Genomic DNA, 17,278 nt, shown 5'->3' on the forward strand with positions numbered 1-17,278 from the left:
GAGGTCATATACATGACAATTAATTTAACAGATGATTTTAAAACAGCACGCCAAAACTTCTTAAATGCCGTACAAAACGGTGAATCAGAAGAAAAACAAGGCGAATTATATGCTGAAATGATTAATGAATTATTTGAAGAAACAAAAAAACAAGCGCGCGATGAAGCTGAAAAATTTGCTGCCAAAACACCGGCTGAATTAAAAATGACTGCACAGGAGCGCAAATTTTTCAATGCGATTAATACGGAAGTAGGCTACAAAGAAGAAACGCTTTTACCAGAAGAAACAATTGACCGCATCTTTGAAGATTTAACAACGGCCCATCCGTTATTAGCTGAAATTGGTTTAAAGAATGCCGGCCTACGCTTAAAGTTCTTGAAATCAGAAACCTCTGGTGCAGCAGTATGGGGTAAAATCTTTGGGGATATTAAAGGTCAATTAGATGCAACATTCAACGATGAAGTAGCAATCCAACATAAATTAACAGCATTTGTTGTCGTACCAAAAGACTTAACAGATTTTGGTCCAGCGTGGGTGGCCGCATTTGTATCAGCTCAAATTGATGAAGCATTTGCTGTGGCGCTTGAAGCAGTGTTTCTTGCCGGTGATGGAAACGATAAGCCGGTGGGGTTAAACCGCCAAGTACAAGAAGGTGTTTCTATTGTAGGTGGTGTTTATCCTGAAAAAACAGCCCAAGGCGAATTAACATTTACAGACTCTAAAACAACTGTTAAAGAATTAACATCGGTGTATAAGCACCATTCAACAGATGAAAAAGGAAAAGCCGTATTAGTAGATGGCTTAGTTGTAATGGTAGTTAATCCAGCAGATGCATGGGATGTAAAAGCGCAATATACATCACTAAATGCAAATGGCGTGTATGTAACAGCACTACCTTTCAACTTGAAAATTATTGAATCTGTTGCGCAAAAAACAGGTACGGTATTAACATTTGTAAAAGGTCGTTACGATGCTTATGTTGGTGGCGGGATTACACTTCGTAAATATGATCAAACATTGGCTATTGAAGATTTAGATTTATACACAGCAAAACAATTTGCATATGGTAAAGCGAAAGATGATAAGGCTGCGGCGACTTGGACACTTGCAATTCCCAGCTAATGCCGGCTCATTAAACGTGTCGGCTAGCCCGAATGCTAAAAGTGCCAATATTTCATGGGAGGTTAAGTAATGGCTACGATTAAAAATAATGGCGTTGTGGTGTCGACAGATGCTACATCGCCTTTTAGTTTGCAAAATTTAACACCGAATACAGCATACACTGTGGAAGTCGAGGACAACGGGGCTAAGGGTTCCGTTAAATTCACGACAACGGATATTGTGCCCGGTGCGCCAACTGTTACGGCTACAGCAAAAGTTGGCGCTATTGACTTCACAATTGTAGACGGTACAAATGATGGTACAGCAATCACTGGTTATACAGTGCATTACACAGAAGGCACAACACCTAAAACGCAAGATACCACATCTAAAACAGGTACTATTACAGGTTTAACAGCAGATACCGAATATACGATTCAAGCCACTGCTAAAAATGGTAAGGGTGAGTCATCAAAATCTGCTGCAGTTAAAGCGACTCCTACTGCATAAAGGAGTGATTAGATGGACGAATTACTAAAGGCATTTAAAAAACGCATGAAAATCTTCCACACGGCAGAGGATGAAACATTACTAGCCATTATTTCTGCATCTGTAGAGGATTTAAAAGTAAAATGCGGTCAATTCGACATAGCATCGCATGAACGTGCTAGAGAGCTTGTTATGGAGCGCTCACGCTATGTGTATAACGATAAGCTCGAAGAATTTGACACTAATTTTTTATCTCAAATTCAGTCGCTACAATTTGAACTTTATGAGGTGATTGAAGATGGCACGACAACTTACTAGCGGTGATTTACGGACACCTATCACGTTCTTTAGTTATGAGCCTGTACCAGGTTTCAATCCGGGAGAACAAGAAAAGGAAACGTTACATTATTGTTTTTGTGAAATCTATGCATCCAGTCAAAAGGATTTAGAAATCTTAAAAACGGTGCATGCAAAAGAATCAATCACGATTAATATCCGAGATCCACTGATGGATTATATTCCAGACCGTAAACATTTTGCAGAGATTGGCCATTATCGTTATATCGGCAAGGTTTGGAATATCGTTGAAGTAAGGCCAGATGCACAATCACTAGGGTTTATTAACATCGTATTGGCGGTGGTTTAATGAGTGTAGAATTTCATGGTTTAGCAGAAATCCAACAGCGTTTAAAACAAATGATGACTGAAAAAGAGTTTAAAAAGCTAACAGATACAGCTGTATCTGCCGGTGCAACCGTATTGAAGAAAGAAGTTACTAGGCGTTTATCAAGTAACTTAGGTGATTATTCAATTGGTGCAACTGTTGAAGAGACTGTGATGAGCAAGCCAAAATCAAAACGCGGTGCGCGGACTGTGCAGATTGGTTGGAATGGTCCGTTAGAGCGTTATCGTATTATCCATTTGAATGAGAATGGATATAAGCGTGATGGGAAGTTTTACGGTCCACAATTAGGTGGTTACAAGCAAATCGCAAAAGCTATGGAAACTAAAAAACAGGAAGTATTTGATGCAATGCGAAGGGAGATGGCGAAACGTCTATGAGGGATTTGATGATGGAAATTAATAATGCGTTACGTGAGAATACGCTCATTGCAGAAAGTTGTGGTGACCGAATTAAACCTTACGAATACGCAGAAACAGGCGATTTATTCAGTCCATTTATTATTATTACACCGTCACAGCCAAGCAAACCAAGTAGCTATGGCAGTAACATCAACCATAGTGAAAGCTACTACTACCAGATTAATGTGGAAGCAACAAGCCGAGGAGTCCGGGACTCTTTAGCATATGAAGTACGAAAAGTTATGAGGACACTTGGATTTGAACAACAAGCCGGTGGACTGGACACATATTTTAAGGAAACAAAGCGCTACGTAAACACACGTTTATATAGCGCTATTTTATTTAATCAAAAGGAGGAAAATGAATGAACGCAGTAGGATTTGAAAAAGCAGAAATTGCGGTATTAGATGAAAACTTTAAAACAACAGATGAAAAGATTTTCACACTTGAAGGTAAGACGGATAAAGGGGCAACACGTTCATTTAGTGTAGAAGGTTTAACTGCTGAAGCTGTGAAGCAATTTGGTTCGAATATTCCATATCGTACAGCAAAACGTGGTATCGGGGACTTATCAGCTACATTATCAGCAATCGATGTGCCGTTAGATTTAGAAATGACAATCTTGGGTATCGCAAAATCTTTAGAAGGTTTTTATGAAGGTGGCGATGATACAGAAGCACCTTACACAGCAGTTATCTTTTATGACAAAACACCGCAAGGCGAACCATATGCGATTGCACTTTACCGTGGATCATGGTCACGAAACTCACTCGAAGGTGAAACGCTTGAAGGTGAAAACAAAGAATTGCCAGAGGAAGAATACACAATGTCGTGTGTTGTTGGCGATGATAAAAAAGGTTACGGAATTGCAGTAGGCGCAGAACAAGTGGCAGCACTACGCGCAAAAGCATTTCCGAATGCTACCCCCAGCGAAGGCGCTTAATGTAGGCGCTACGCCAGAGGCAAAGCAAGCTACGATTACGTGGCAATAATTAAATGAAAACTCAATGAAGCACTCCGTTTTGGGGTGCTTTTTTATTTATCTAAAACATACTGGAGGGCTATTACATGGCTTTATATGAATTAAAATTGATGAAGAGAAAAGAAATTGTGGACGGTAAAGAACAATTTGAATATGAAACACGTAAGTTAGATTTTGTATCGATTAAAACAACACGCGATGCGCTAAAAGTAAAAGCAGAATTAGAAAAAATGGCGAATGAAAAAGAGCCAGATGAAGTGGCAATTTTAGATAAACAAATCGAATTTGTTGCAGACATTTTTAAAGTGACATCGGATGATATTTGGGAAGGCCTGGATGCATCGACTGGCGCATTAACAATCAAAAACATTTTTGAAAAAATCTTAGGTGTCGAAGAACTAGAAAAAGACGAAGAAAAAAAAATGGCGAAAATGATGAAATACATGCAGAAGTAACGTATGAAGCATCGTTAGAAACTATTGATAAATTGTATAAATCATTTATGGAAAACGGCATGGCTTATCAAGATATAGCAAATGCCGATTTCTTTCATTTAGTCGAACTTTTCAACAAAGAAAAGAAGGAAGAAAAAAAGGTCGGCAGTATGTATGAAGCCTTAAAAGGATTTATGTAAGGAGGTGCATTATGGCAAGCAATGAACAACCGTTAGGGCAGATGATTATCGAAGTCGATATTTCCAGTGTTGGTTTTGAAAATAGTTTAAAAGATATGCAAAAAGCATTGAAACAAAATCAACAAAAAATGAAAGCTGAAATGGCTGTTTATGATACATTAGATGATAAAATCGGAAAACTTGAAGCAAATTATGATGGTTTACGTGACTCCATGAAGCTCAACGCAAAACAAATCGATAAGCTAAAACAAGCCTATGCAGACGAAGTGGCAGCATCTGGGGAATCGTCAGAAAAAGCACGAGAATTAGCGCGTCAAATCAACAAAACAGTGCAAGAACAAGCAAAGTATCAAGCACAATTAAATCGTGTTACATCGCAATTAACGGATGCACGTGACGGTACAGATGAATTGCGTAAATCAATTAGCCTTTTGAGTACTGAAAATCGTTCAATTGTTGCAAATTTACGTTCGCAGGGCAGAGAACTTGAAGCGCTTGAAGCCGATTATGTAGGCCTTGACAGAGCTGTGGAAGAACGAACGCGTTTAATCGATAAAGAAAAACAAAAGATGCAACGTTTAAAGCAACAATACGGTGAAAATAGCGAAGAATATCGTCGCCAGGTAGCACGTGTACGCGATTTAGAAACATCGAATAATGAAGCACGACGCGCTATGAATCGTTTACAAGAAGAAATGGATGAAGCACAGCAAAGTAGTAGTAAGCTACGTTCAGCATTTTCTAAGGTAGGCGATAAAATTAGCGGTATGAGTGGGCCATTAATGGGATTATCTACAGCTGCTGCAGGCGTGGGAACGGCCATGGGGGCGCTTGCTATCGATATTTCAAATGCAACTGACAATATCGAATCAAGATTAGAAACATTAGTAAATGGTTCTGAAGAAAAATTGAAGAAAATGAAAAAGAACATCATGGAAACGTACACAGCTGGTTTAACTACGGATCTTGATGAAACAACCAATATTGCTGCACGTACCGAGCAACGAGGAATTGCAGATGAAGATAAACAAAAAGCAATTGATTATGCCACAGTTATTTCGAAAAATAGTGACTTAGAAGGCAAAGAGATTGTCGATGTCCTTTCTATGCTTCAGAAAAAATTTGGAATGACCATTGAGCAAGCCGGTGACTATGCACAACGTATTGCTCAAACAGGTATTGAAGATTTTGACCAAGCAATGGAGTATATTCCCCAGTTAAAAGATGGTGGATTGAGCATTGATGAAATCATTGCGCGACTTGAAGGTGGGATGAAATCCGGTGCATGGAATAGTGATAAAACACTCGATTTACTTGCTGAAGGTCAAAAGAAAGTAGTCGGTGATGGTGCTGATGCATACAAAGAATTTGGTTTAGGTACAGAATACGCAAAGTTCCAAGCTGGTGAAATTGATTATAAAGCTTTCATGATGGAAGCAAAGAAAAAGGCTGATAAATTACCAAAAGAAGATAAGAAAGCCTTTTGGGCAGCTATTTTCGGGACGCAAGGTGAAGATATTGATTTGGATTCAATCAATGGTATTTTCAATGCGAAAGAAAAAAGTGGTAAAGCAGAAAAAGGACAAGCTGATGATTTAGTAAGTAAAGAAAAAGAAAAAGCGATTGTTCGATTAACTGCTGCTTATAATAAGTTGAAACAAGAGTTGTTGCCACTTGGAACTATTTTAATGAATACAGGTGCAGCAATAGCTGAAGGACTCCTTCCTTATATTGAAAAGTTAATTAATTGGTTCAATGGATTATCTGATACACAACAAAAAATCGCAATTAGTGCGGGTATATTAGCGGTTGCAATGGGGCCTTTAACGATCGCTTTTAAAGTATTAGCTATGCCAATTAAACTTGCTTGGAATGCTGTTAAAGGATTATTTAGTGGTTTAAAATTACTCGTTTCCTTCCTACCATCTATGAGTACGGTTATGAGTGGGTTAGGTAAAGCTATCGACATCGCGTACAAACCAATTTCATGGCTAGGAACCGGGCTATCAAAAGTTTTAAGTGTTGCAAGATTTTTAGCACCATTTATCCGAACAGGGTTAAGCGTGGCATTCCGTACCTTACTTGGTCCAGTTGGTCTTGTAATTGGTGGTGTTACGCTACTTGTTTCTGGCTTTAAACTCGCTTATAAACATTCCGAAACGTTCCGTAATTTTATTAATAAACTAAAAAACACTTTGCTCACGACATGGAATACGCTTAAAGCAATGGGTGTCCGTGGTGTGGTATCGGCAATGTGGAAACATATTAAAGGAGCATTTAGCACAGGCTATACATTCGTTAAATCGAAGATAGATGGTACGAAGAATGCCATTTCAAATGCTTGGACAAATGCAAAAAAATTGGCTGTCACTAAAGTAACAGGCATGTGGACGAGTACGAAGAATTTATTCTCGACAGGTTACAACGCCGTAAAAACACGCATGTCTAACACTAAAAATACCGTAGTCAACACGTGGACAAATATCAAAAAGTCTGCAACAGATAAAGTATCATCGATGTGGACGAGCACCAAGAACTTTTTCACAAATGGCTATACTGCTATTAAAACTCGTATGTCTAATGTAAAAACAGCCATGTCAAATTCATGGACAGCTATTAAAAAATTAACAGTTGATAAAGTAGATAATATGATCGATCACGTTAAAAAAATGCCACAGCGAATGGCAGATGTTATCGCTAAAGGTGCCGGGGCACTAAAAAAAGGCGGTAAAAAAATGCTTAACGGGTTAATCGGTGGCGTTGAGTGGGGATTGAACAAAGTAGTCGGCGGTGTCAATAAAGTTATGGGCTGGGTTGGCGCTGATGATTCTAAGTTGAAAGAAGTCAAATTAGAAAAGTATGCGAAAGGTACACCAAATGGCGGGCACGATGGTGGTTTAGCAATGGTCAACGATGCACCAGGTAGTAACTATCGCGAGTTAGTAGCATTGCCAAATGGCCAAACATTCGTGCCAAAAGGACGAAATGTGGTCATGAATCTTCCACAAGGTGCCGAAGTGTTACCTGGGCATAAAACACGCGACTTAGCCCAACGTGGGTTAATTCCAAAATACAAAAATGGTATTGGTGACACATTATCAAACGCATGGTCGTCTACAAAATCGGGTGCATCAAAGTTATGGCAAGGTGCTAAAGATGTAGGTTCATCAGCTTTCAACAAAGTAAAAGATTGGTCTACAGAAATTTGGGATTGGGTAACAAGTCCAAAAAAAGTAAAAGAACTTTTGATGAACGTAATTGGTAATGTTATTCCTAGCCAATTTTCGTCTGGCATGGTGCCATCAATGCTTAATGGCATGATGAAAATGATGGTTGATAAAGCAAAAGATTTTGTCTTTAACATTGCCGATTCAATGGGCGGTGGCGCTGATTTTGGTTCTTGGTCACCATTTACAGGTGATTTTAATAAAATTAGTAACAAAATGGGCGTATATGATTATCTATATGATTTAGGTAAACAAATCGTAAATCAATTTAAATCGCAGTATCCGTCGCTTTATATTTCAAACGGGAAACGTAACGAGTCAACAACAAAAGCTGGTACGAAATCAGACCACGTTTATGGATTAGGATTAGACTTAGCACGTGGTGGCATTAGTGATAATTCCTACTATCAAATGGCGAAGTCCTTACAAGGTCACCCTTATCTTAAGTATGTAATCGGAAGTGATAAATGGAGTCAAAATGGTGGCGAGTTTAAAAAATTCCCGTATGGCGGGCATATGAATCACCTTCACTTATCAGCAAAATCGCCGGCTGAAGCAAAGGCATCCAAAGGAAGTTTTGGTGCTGCAGGAAATGTTTCTGGCGGTGCAAAGGCATGGATTCCACAAATCAAAAAAGCTCACCAAGCTATCTATGGTCGTGCAATTTCGAAACAAGGGTTAAATGAAGTACTTGAACAAATTCAAACAGAGTCCGGTGGTAATGCAACGATTCGACAAGGGATTGTCGATGTAAATACGCATAATGGTTCGGGCGGAGCAAAAGGGTTACTTCAATTCATTCAATCGACATTTGATAACTATAAAATCAAAGGTCATGGAAATATATTTAGTGGGTACGATCAGTTACTCGCGCTATTTAACGTTTCAGATTGGTACCAAGCAATCACACGTGCCGGCAAAGGTAAAGGTTGGTCGCCACGTAGTGGACGTGTTAAGCCTTATGCAAATGGTGGTATTGTCACAAAAGCACATATGGGGCTAGTTGGAGAAGATGGGCCAGAAGCTATTATTCCACTTGATAGGGCGAAAAGAGGACGTTCCATGCAATTACTTGCACAAGCTAGTCACTATTTGAATGGAAATAAAGCAACCACTTCTACTGCATCATCTGTGGAAGGTATCGTAGCTGCTATTATGGCGCAAGGTACTGAAACATCTAAGAAATTAGATGCGTTAATTGCTTTACTTGCATCGGGCACTACCATTCAAATTGATGGAAAGGAAATTGCGAATGTCGTGAATCGTATCAATCAAACGAATGAGCGCATGAGCATGCGAGCGAAAGGAGTGACAATATGATAATTACAGCAGAGCCGTCCTTTACTTATGACGGGGCATACATGAAACAACTAGGCTATTTTTTAAATGATGCAGTTGTTTCTCCGCCAGAGATTTCCCCAGAAACCGTGAATGTACCTGGTCGACTAGGAATTTTAAATATGGGCAATGATATTGGTTCGCGTCAGATTACATTAGACGTGAGCCTTTATTGTTCTTCACAAGAAGATTTCAATGAGAAACGATTATATTTAGAGAATCTAGTCATTTTACAAGAACCTGTAGAGAAACCACTTGTTTTAGACACAGATGCACAGTGGACATATTATGGACAGTTTACCGGCATTTCTGATTTTGAATGGATTAACGGCTATGACCATAAGGTAACTCTTACATTTACTTGTGCGGATCCATTGAAATATGGTGAACAAATGACGTATAACATCGTCAATAATATCTTGAAATTTACGCCAAGAGGACAAAAACAAACGTTTCCGGTCATCCATGCAATCGCTCAAAAAGACGCTACATGGTGCGGTTTATCGACTGTAGACCAGTTTGTTTATGTCGGAGGTAAAGTCGATGTGGAAACAGGTGAAACTGCTACAACTATCTACACACCAATCATGACTGACACCGCACAAAACATGGCGCTATGGCAACGACAATCGAGCGAAACATTTACACAAGTAGACAATGGTACTGTGGGCAAAGGCTCGTACTTCCAACAATCTGATGACGACATCAATGTACAAGATTTTGGTGAAAACACTGGTAAAAGTACGGAATGGTATGGCCCAGCACTCAAACGTATGATGACGAAACAAGTCGCTAACTGGAAAGTTACATGGCGCATACAATCCATGAATAATTACAAGCGCGCTGAAAACAAATTGGAACTTTATTTACTAGACAGTGCCAGTAAAGTAATTGGTAAGTTGGGCATTAAGGATAACGGTGAAGGTAGCGAACAAGAAATTAATGTACAAGTATACCGTTCAGATGGCAGCATCAAAAGCGTTGGCCAATTCAAACCAACTGTTAAAAATAAAAAAGCCGTTGCGCTTTCTAAAAAACAGAAAGTGAAAAAAACGGACTCAAAAGGAAAAGTAACGTATAGCTATGTCACGCTAAAAGAAACACTCAATGAAAATAACAGCACGAATGACTTAACAGATTTTTATGGTTATATCGAAATTGAGAAAGTCGGCAACAAATTTTTTGCAACAGTCGTTAAATTAGATACAAAAAATCGGAATGAATTGAATCGTTGGGAATCCATGTGGACAGATGAATTTGATACGTTTAAAAAAGACTTAGCCGGTTTCGTGTTATATGCCGGCAAACGTTCAATTACAGAAGATGCTAAAGGAATTAGCTACAAATCTAACTATTTAGCGTTCTGTGATTTAAAAGTGTATGAACGTGCTGAAATTAAAGAAGATACAATTTTATCGTCCACACCAGAGGTCATTATCTGGGAAGGCGATGAACTTATTTTTGACTGTGAACGTGGTCGTATTTATAAGAATGGTCAGTTATTTATGGATGCAATGCATATTGGCACCGACTTTATTAAGCTCGTAGGCGGTGTACAAGATGAAATTGTATTTGCAGAAGGTTTTGATTGGGTTATGCATATACGCCCAACAGCATTATAAAAAAGAAAGGAGGTAACCGATGAATCTACTCATTTTAAAAGCAGATGCAGCAAGTCGTTATGCTGCTGATGATTATAAAACAGTTGCAGTATTAAGTAATGATAGTACACATTCTTGCCCTTTTTATGATGATCTACGCATGGAAAAGCTAGAGGATTTTTATGACACATATCAATTTAGCGTTCCATCAAATGAAGAAGAATCCCAGCACATTGTGCGAGGAAATTATGTAGTATTTCAAGATGAAACTTATAAGCACCGGTTGTTTCGTATTTACGATGTAGAAGATGCATTATTAGGCGATATACATGTGAAAACAGCTTATGCAGAAAATGCATTTGTACATGATTTATTAAAAACATTAGTGCCACGTGCAAAAATTGGAACGGTCAATTTTCGCGATGCTTTTGCGCATTGTTTAAGTAATAGTGGTTGGCAAATTAAACAATCTGATTATCTGGGCGAATTAATCGCACAGGAATTTGACGGCACCACAACAGCGCAAGCGGAGATACAAACGATTTGTAAAGATTATCGTGGGGAAATTGACGCTTATGTAGAATTAAATGATGCGAATAAAATTATCAATAAATGTTTTGATCTTGTAGAAGAACGTGGACGACATGACACAGGTAAACGATTTGAATATCGCAGAGATTTAGTTGGTGTCACGCGTAGGGCATCTGATGCAGAGCTTTATACAGCTATCAAGGCACGTGGTAAAGATGGCATTACATTCACAGACATGAATAATGGTAGTGATACGATTTACGATAATGCTGCCAATGATTTATACAATGGTGGCCGCGAATATCTAGTGAAGTTTGTTGAGTATAGCGAAATCGAATTACCATCAGCTTTATATGCTGCAGCACGACAAGAACTAAATGAATGCAACCGCCCAAAATACCAATATGAAATTGATACAGCATTGCTCAATCAAATGGCGGGTTATACGGATGAAGAACCTGTTTGGCTAGGTGATAGTGTACGAGCAGTCGATTTTGAAATGTCCCCAGAACTTACAGTAGGTGCGCGGATCATCGAAAAAGAAACATCTTTTAGTGATCCAACGAAAAATAAAGTTGTTTTAGGCGAATATATTGAATTAGTAAACAATACGCCAGATGAAATTAAAAAAATACAATCAGATTTAACGGACCTAAACAATAGTTTATCGCCGGTTTATCGCATTGAAATTCGTCCAAGCGCCGGTTTAATTGCACGTAACGGTTACCTTCAAACGACTGGCGATGCAGTACTTGAAGCAGTGGTTTACAAAGATAATATTCGAGTGAACGGCACAAAGGAACAATACGTTTGGGAAAAGATTTATCGCAAAACAGGCGAGCATGATACAGCATGGGAAGTAGCACATCAAAACGTTGGCAATACGGTCACAGTGACAGGTGAGGATTATGCAAAAAACTGTGATTTTTATTGTCACTTTTTAGATGATTCGTTTAATTTTGTAGCAACAACTTACTTTAAAACAGCAATTGAAGACATGGTGAAAAAAATCGAAGCCTTGCAAAATACACATGTTATTATCCCCTTTATTACAGACACGCACTATGCAACAGACGGTATGGAACATACACAATCTAAATTGCGCTCGATGGACCATATCCGAAACGTTGTTGAAATTACACATCAAGTTGATTGCGATTTAGTTGTACACGGTGGTGATCTAGTGGATGGTAAAACATCTAGGGCGCTCACGTTGTCAAACTTACAAGCTGTAGCAGCTATGTTAAATCAATCCGATTGTCCAGTCATGTTTACAAAAGGAAATCATGATGATAATGGACTTGGCGATGTACGACAATATGGCGCAAAAGGTGATGGGCTTGTAAAACCAAAGGAAATGGCCATGATTTTGAAGGACCAATATTTACAGCATGATATTAAATATAATGCAGAAGATAACGCAATATACAGCTACTATGATTTGGATGATAAAAAGTTACGAGTGCTTGTATTAGATGCATGGGATTTACGTTATGACCTACTCGATGATGTAAAAAAAGTAAAATATCAATCACGTAAATATTTAGGTTTCCAAGCCACGCAAATCGAATTTGTTGCAGACGTTTTAAAGCAAACACCAAGTGAGTACGGTGTCGCTGTATTCGTCCACAACGGTTTAAATGGTACCGTTGATAACGGCGAATGGACTGCTATTAATGATGAAGTAATTTCCGGCATATTTAATGCATGGCGTACTGGCACAGCATATGATTCGACAAAAGATACGCTGCATACTGCTAATAAAAATAACGATTATCCCATTAATATTAAAGTAGATTACAGCGAACGTGGCACCGGTAAATTAATGAGTTTCTTTGCCGGGCACAAACACCGCGATGTGGCCAAACGTGAAGGTTTTGGAAATACACCAACAATTTTAACGAATTGCTCCTATTCCGCAGGTGATGCAGATGACAAAGAACGCCGTATCATCGGGACAGTTAATGAGGATTTATTCGATGTTATCGCAATTAGTGTTGAATTGAACGATATTCAATTAATTCGTTTTGGTGCCCAATCTAATAATCGTCCAATTCGGCAATATACAGGAGGTGCGTGATGAAGGAAAAACGAGTTAAAGCAACAAGTAAAGTTTCACTTAGTAATAACACGGACATTCACGTTGGTCCTACACCACCGCCGTTTCCAGTCGAAGGGCAGCAATGGTTGAATACATCCACTAATCCGCCACAGTTGTATGTATGGGATGGCAAGAAATGGGTACTACAGCAAATCGATGTTGAAAAGCTAGATCCTGATTTAATTGATGATTTAAAAAATGATACGCTACAAAAACACCAAGAATTATTAAACGAAATTGAAGGTATTAATACATCGATGGATGATTTAAAACAAACTGTGGAAGAACGCAATCAACAGGATGATGCAGCGTTTGCCACTGTGACGCAATCTATCATTGATAATCGGCTTGAAGCGCTTGGTTGGTATGAAGAAAATGATGGCCGGATTAGTGTAATTGCTCAATCAATGGATGGTTTAGTTGTAAGAGTCGGAAATGCAGAAGGTAATATTACCAACTTAACATTAACAGCTAGTGGTCTGCGTTCAGAAGTAAATGCTATCAACAATGGTACGGCATCTGTTATTACACAAATGAGCGACCGCATTAATTTACGTGTACAAAAAGGTGATGTTATTAGTCAAATCAGTGTTGAAGCTGATAAGGGTGTTTATATTGCCGGGAAAGCAATTTATTTAGACGGTACTGTAAAAGTAGCTGATACATTCGTTGCACCGCGTATTATTAGTGCCAATAGCGCGAATACGGCTTATACAAAAATTGAAGGTCAACAAATGACGTGTTTTGGCTATTTCTCAAATAACTGGCGTGGAAAAACATACGCTGGGAATCATTCACTTGAAGCCAAAGTGGGCTATATTAAAATGAAACAACTGGACGGAGGGAATACGAATGCTCTCTATTACAGTGCAAAAGGTATTTCAACGCGGATGGATGCTGATAATAACGGTTCTGCATCCGGTGTTATTGAATTTTTTGCTGATGGTTATACATCACAAGCTAACTCACTTGTACTTGCATCGAGTGGGAATATTATTTTAGAGTCAACTGTTGGTAGTAATATCTTTATTAATCCAGCAGGCGGTTCGCTCTATGTATCTGATAAAAATTATAATATGTACGACATCTATGCAAAATTAGCTGACTTAAGTCGTGTCAACGCTGTAACAGCAGGGATTGGGAACTTTTATTTTAATAGCACAAATATCAATTCCTGGAGTGACGCAATTAAAATTGGTGGTACAACAGGTAATGTTGTAATTTCAGGGAATATGACATGCGCAAAATTAGTGGAAACATCAAAACGTGAGTTAAAGAAAAACATCCGAACATACGAAGGCGATGCATTAGCGATTATTAACAGTATGCGAATTACAGAATATCAATATCTAGATGATATTGAAGGTATAGATCGCCCATACGTCGGACTAATTTTAGATGAAGCACCAGTTGAGGTTGCAGATACAAAAGGCGAAGGTGTTTTAGTTGCGCAAGGCACATGGCTTAACAGTCGCGCGATTCAGCAACTACTACATCGTGTGGAAGAACTAGAAAGGAAAGTGGCATAATGGCAGAAAAAACAACAGAGCAATATGAAGCAACGATTACGCGATTAAATCGTGTGATTAAAAATATGGCATCGTCCAAAGCGGATGATGCTATTTTAATTGCAGAATTACAAGCAATTGTAGGAGAGGATCAAGAAATTATTGAACACTTGGAAAAAGAAAATCAATCCTTAAAGCAAGCTATTACACATGCAGCAAAAGAAGGAGATGACGAGGTAAATGAAGTTACTACTGGTAAATGATATTGATACTTTAAAAAGTACCGATAACGCTACACAAGTTGAATTAGCTGTATTAGACGAAGAACAGCAACGTATTGATTTATCACAATTCACGACAATCGCTGTACAAATCGGCTCTAATGGCTCACTTTATTCAACTGAAACACCTATTGTAAATGAAGAAATGAATACATTTTCGTTCACACTATCAAGTGAATTGCCAGCCGGTACTTATAGCATTCAAGTCAATTTAACAACAGCAGATAATAAGCTACACATTGCCCCAAATGCCGGTACACAACGATTACTAATTGAAAAGTCGTTTAATGAAGTTGGGGAAACCATTCCGATTATCAGTATCAAGTCATTATTAGATGATATGGCTGAAACGTTAGTTATTGCAAAAGATGCTAAAACGGTAGCAGATGAAGCGAAAACTCAAGTAACACAAGCTGTTGAAGCATCTGAAAACGCCGTATCACAAGTTGAAGGTGCGGTAGCAAGTGCGAATCAAGCTGTGCAATCTTCCACAGATGCAGTAGCAGTAGCAAATGAAGCGAAAGATGTAGCACAGACTGCGACTGCTACATCAAGTGAAGCTATGACACAAGCAGACAGCGCTAAAACATTGTCTACGCAAGCGACTACTGATGCAACGAAGGCAAAAACGGATGCCAGTAATGCATTATCGACAGCAAATAGTGCGAAATCGACTGCTGAAAGTGTGGAAAGTCGATTTAATGAATTAACCGAAGGTAATACAAATGATGAAGTAATTCAAGCCCGTACAGACGATGAAAATACAACGCACGCTACGTTAAAAGCTCGACTAGATCATGAAGCAACAGCACGAAAAAATGCTGATGCTCAAACGCTTGCTGATGCGAAATCATATACAGACACAAAAGTAGGGAATGTTGATTTATCGGCGCTTGCAACAAAATCCGAATTGACTGAAGGATTAGCTACAAAAGTAAATACTGTGGAAGGTAAAGGCTTATCTACGAACGATTATACAGACGCAGATAAGTCAAAACTTGATGGTATCTCAAATGGCGCTAATAATTACACGCTACCTGTCGCGACTAGTGGAATTTTAGGCGGAGTGAAAGTTGCAGTGAATACAGGTATTGAATTAACGTCTGGCGGTACAATTAGCACAGCGACATTAAAGAAATCAGTAGATGACCACTTGATTGATTCGTTGAGCCACGTATTTTATTGTGGTGCTTCTAGCGGTGTAAATGCGAAAATCATTAGTAATGCAGCGGTAAAGTCATATGTTGAAGGTCTACAAGTGAAGTTCAAAAATAGTGACGCTAATACAGGTAATGTAACAGTCAATATCAACGGATTAGGAACGAAAAAACTATTATCATTCGCTGGCGCAGAACTAAAAAGCGCAGAACTACGGGTGAACATGGTTTATAACGTCGTTTACAATGGTGCCGATTTTTTCTTAGCTAGCGGTGGGGTGAACACAGGGGACGCTACCGCGTTATCAAATGATATTTTAAGCGGTAAGACTGCTTATGTTGATGGACAAAAAGTTACAGGTACGATGGCTAACCGCGGCGGAATAACGGAATATATCGCGCCGAATGACACGATCACTATTCCAGAGGGTTATCACAATGGCAGTGGTAAAGTTGTGCAGCAAGTAAACACTAAAGGCGCTGAAACATTTATTCCGAAAACTGTAGATCAACAGATTTTAGTGGGGCAATTGCTAGTAGGTACACAAACAATTAAAGGTGACGCTAATCTTGTGGGCGCTAATATTGTTAGTGGAAAAAGTATTTTTGGTGTGAATGGTAGTGCCGAAAAAACCATAAAGCCAATGTCTAACACTTTATTGAACATTGTTGGCGATGTAAACTCATCATATAAATTATCATCAATCGATAGTGATAGTAATTACTATTTTTTAAAAAATGGTGACCCTTTCACTGGTACAGGTTTTGTTTTTGAGAAATACTCTTATAACGGAAATTTACTCTCTAGTTATTCGCTAAAATTGACAACACAATACGGGAAATTGTTAGGATATACCAAGCATGGCTATTGTTATATTGATAACAGTAATTATTTTATAATAGAGAACTCTAACAAGAATATCATACACAGCCAACTTGCTAACAATAGTGACAGAATATCAGATTCTCAATATGTTAAAGCTGCATGGTATTTGGGCGGTGACAAAGCAATCTATCCTTACGACACTTACGGGGCTAATGCGGGTATTTTAACCAATTTCAAAACATTATATGCTGATTTAGGTTTTTTTCATCAAGAAACAGCCGTTTTGACATCAAAAGATGAAATTGTTTACTACTATGGCAAGACTTCTATGGGGGAGATTTACATCGCGAATACAGTAACAGGACAAAAAAGGTCTGCAAGAAATACTAAAATTGCATTAGGTTCATATATTTTATAAA

General features: G+C 38.6%; 15 protein-coding genes. All 15 read left to right on the forward strand.

Going from position 1 to position 17,278, the window contains the following annotated elements:
• Positions 1-12 precede the first annotated feature (12 nt).
• The 15 genes from V514_RS0111075 to V514_RS0111145 all read left to right on the forward strand — a co-directional run bounded on the left by V514_RS0111075 (position 13) and on the right by V514_RS0111145 (position 17,277).
• A complete protein-coding gene (locus V514_RS0111075; protein WP_029500012.1) occupies positions 13-1,122 on the forward strand; it encodes a phage major capsid protein in 1,110 nt (369 codons plus the stop codon).
• Positions 1,123-1,191: 69 nt separating this feature from the next.
• On the forward strand, positions 1,192-1,611 hold the full coding sequence (locus V514_RS0111080) for a fibronectin type III domain-containing protein (RefSeq protein ID WP_029500013.1): 420 nt from the start codon (positions 1,192-1,194) through the stop codon (positions 1,609-1,611).
• Positions 1,612-1,623: 12 nt separating this feature from the next.
• Complete coding sequence (locus V514_RS0111085; protein ID WP_029500014.1) at positions 1,624-1,908, forward strand: hypothetical protein; 285 nt, start codon at positions 1,624-1,626, stop codon at positions 1,906-1,908.
• Positions 1,889-2,236, forward strand: coding sequence for a hypothetical protein (locus V514_RS19095; RefSeq protein ID WP_035944684.1), 348 nt, complete (start codon positions 1,889-1,891; stop codon positions 2,234-2,236). Before V514_RS0111085 ends, V514_RS19095 begins: the two co-directional genes overlap by 20 nt.
• The gene (locus tag V514_RS19765; protein ID WP_029500015.1) at positions 2,236-2,652 is read left to right on the forward strand and encodes a hypothetical protein; all 417 of its coding nucleotides are present in this window, start codon (positions 2,236-2,238) and stop codon (positions 2,650-2,652) included. The genes V514_RS19095 and V514_RS19765 overlap by 1 nt, the downstream gene beginning before the upstream one ends.
• Before the next feature lie 8 nt (positions 2,653-2,660).
• Entirely contained in the window at positions 2,661-3,041 is a 381-nt protein-coding gene (locus V514_RS0111100; RefSeq protein WP_200864028.1) for a DUF3168 domain-containing protein, read from the forward strand.
• Positions 3,038-3,616 carry a major tail protein gene (locus V514_RS19770; RefSeq protein WP_029500017.1) on the forward strand — a complete coding sequence of 193 codons (579 nt, stop codon included), beginning with the start codon at positions 3,038-3,040 and terminating at the stop codon, positions 3,614-3,616. The genes V514_RS0111100 and V514_RS19770 overlap by 4 nt, the downstream gene beginning before the upstream one ends.
• Before the next feature lie 125 nt (positions 3,617-3,741).
• Positions 3,742-4,110 (forward strand): phage tail assembly chaperone G, encoded by a 369-nt coding sequence (gpG, locus tag V514_RS0111110; protein ID WP_029500018.1) that lies wholly within the window; start codon positions 3,742-3,744, stop codon positions 4,108-4,110.
• 47 nt (positions 4,111-4,157) lie between these two features.
• Positions 4,158-4,289 carry a hypothetical protein gene (locus V514_RS20765; RefSeq protein WP_268744215.1) on the forward strand — a complete coding sequence of 44 codons (132 nt, stop codon included), beginning with the start codon at positions 4,158-4,160 and terminating at the stop codon, positions 4,287-4,289.
• Between the two features lie 11 nt (positions 4,290-4,300).
• Positions 4,301-8,836 carry a hypothetical protein gene (locus tag V514_RS0111120; RefSeq protein ID WP_029500019.1) on the forward strand — a complete coding sequence of 1,512 codons (4,536 nt, stop codon included), beginning with the start codon at positions 4,301-4,303 and terminating at the stop codon, positions 8,834-8,836.
• On the forward strand, positions 8,833-10,476 hold the full coding sequence (locus tag V514_RS0111125) for a distal tail protein Dit (RefSeq protein WP_029500020.1): 1,644 nt from the start codon (positions 8,833-8,835) through the stop codon (positions 10,474-10,476). Before V514_RS0111120 ends, V514_RS0111125 begins: the two co-directional genes overlap by 4 nt.
• 19 nt (positions 10,477-10,495) lie before the next feature.
• On the forward strand, positions 10,496-13,066 hold the full coding sequence (locus tag V514_RS19775) for a phage tail spike protein (RefSeq protein WP_029500021.1): 2,571 nt from the start codon (positions 10,496-10,498) through the stop codon (positions 13,064-13,066).
• Positions 13,066-14,616, forward strand: coding sequence for a gp58-like family protein (locus V514_RS0111135; RefSeq protein ID WP_029500022.1), 1,551 nt, complete (start codon positions 13,066-13,068; stop codon positions 14,614-14,616). The genes V514_RS19775 and V514_RS0111135 overlap by 1 nt, the downstream gene beginning before the upstream one ends.
• The gene (locus tag V514_RS0111140) at positions 14,616-14,858 is read left to right on the forward strand and encodes a hypothetical protein (RefSeq protein ID WP_029500023.1); all 243 of its coding nucleotides are present in this window, start codon (positions 14,616-14,618) and stop codon (positions 14,856-14,858) included. Before V514_RS0111135 ends, V514_RS0111140 begins: the two co-directional genes overlap by 1 nt.
• Positions 14,836-17,277 carry a cell envelope integrity protein TolA gene (locus V514_RS0111145; RefSeq protein ID WP_029500024.1) on the forward strand — a complete coding sequence of 814 codons (2,442 nt, stop codon included), beginning with the start codon at positions 14,836-14,838 and terminating at the stop codon, positions 17,275-17,277. Before V514_RS0111140 ends, V514_RS0111145 begins: the two co-directional genes overlap by 23 nt.
• Position 17,278: the final 1 nt, after the last annotated feature.

This window comes from Kurthia huakuii LAM0618, assembly GCF_000505545.1.
GTDB lineage: Bacteria > Bacillota > Bacilli > Bacillales_A > Planococcaceae > Kurthia > Kurthia huakuii.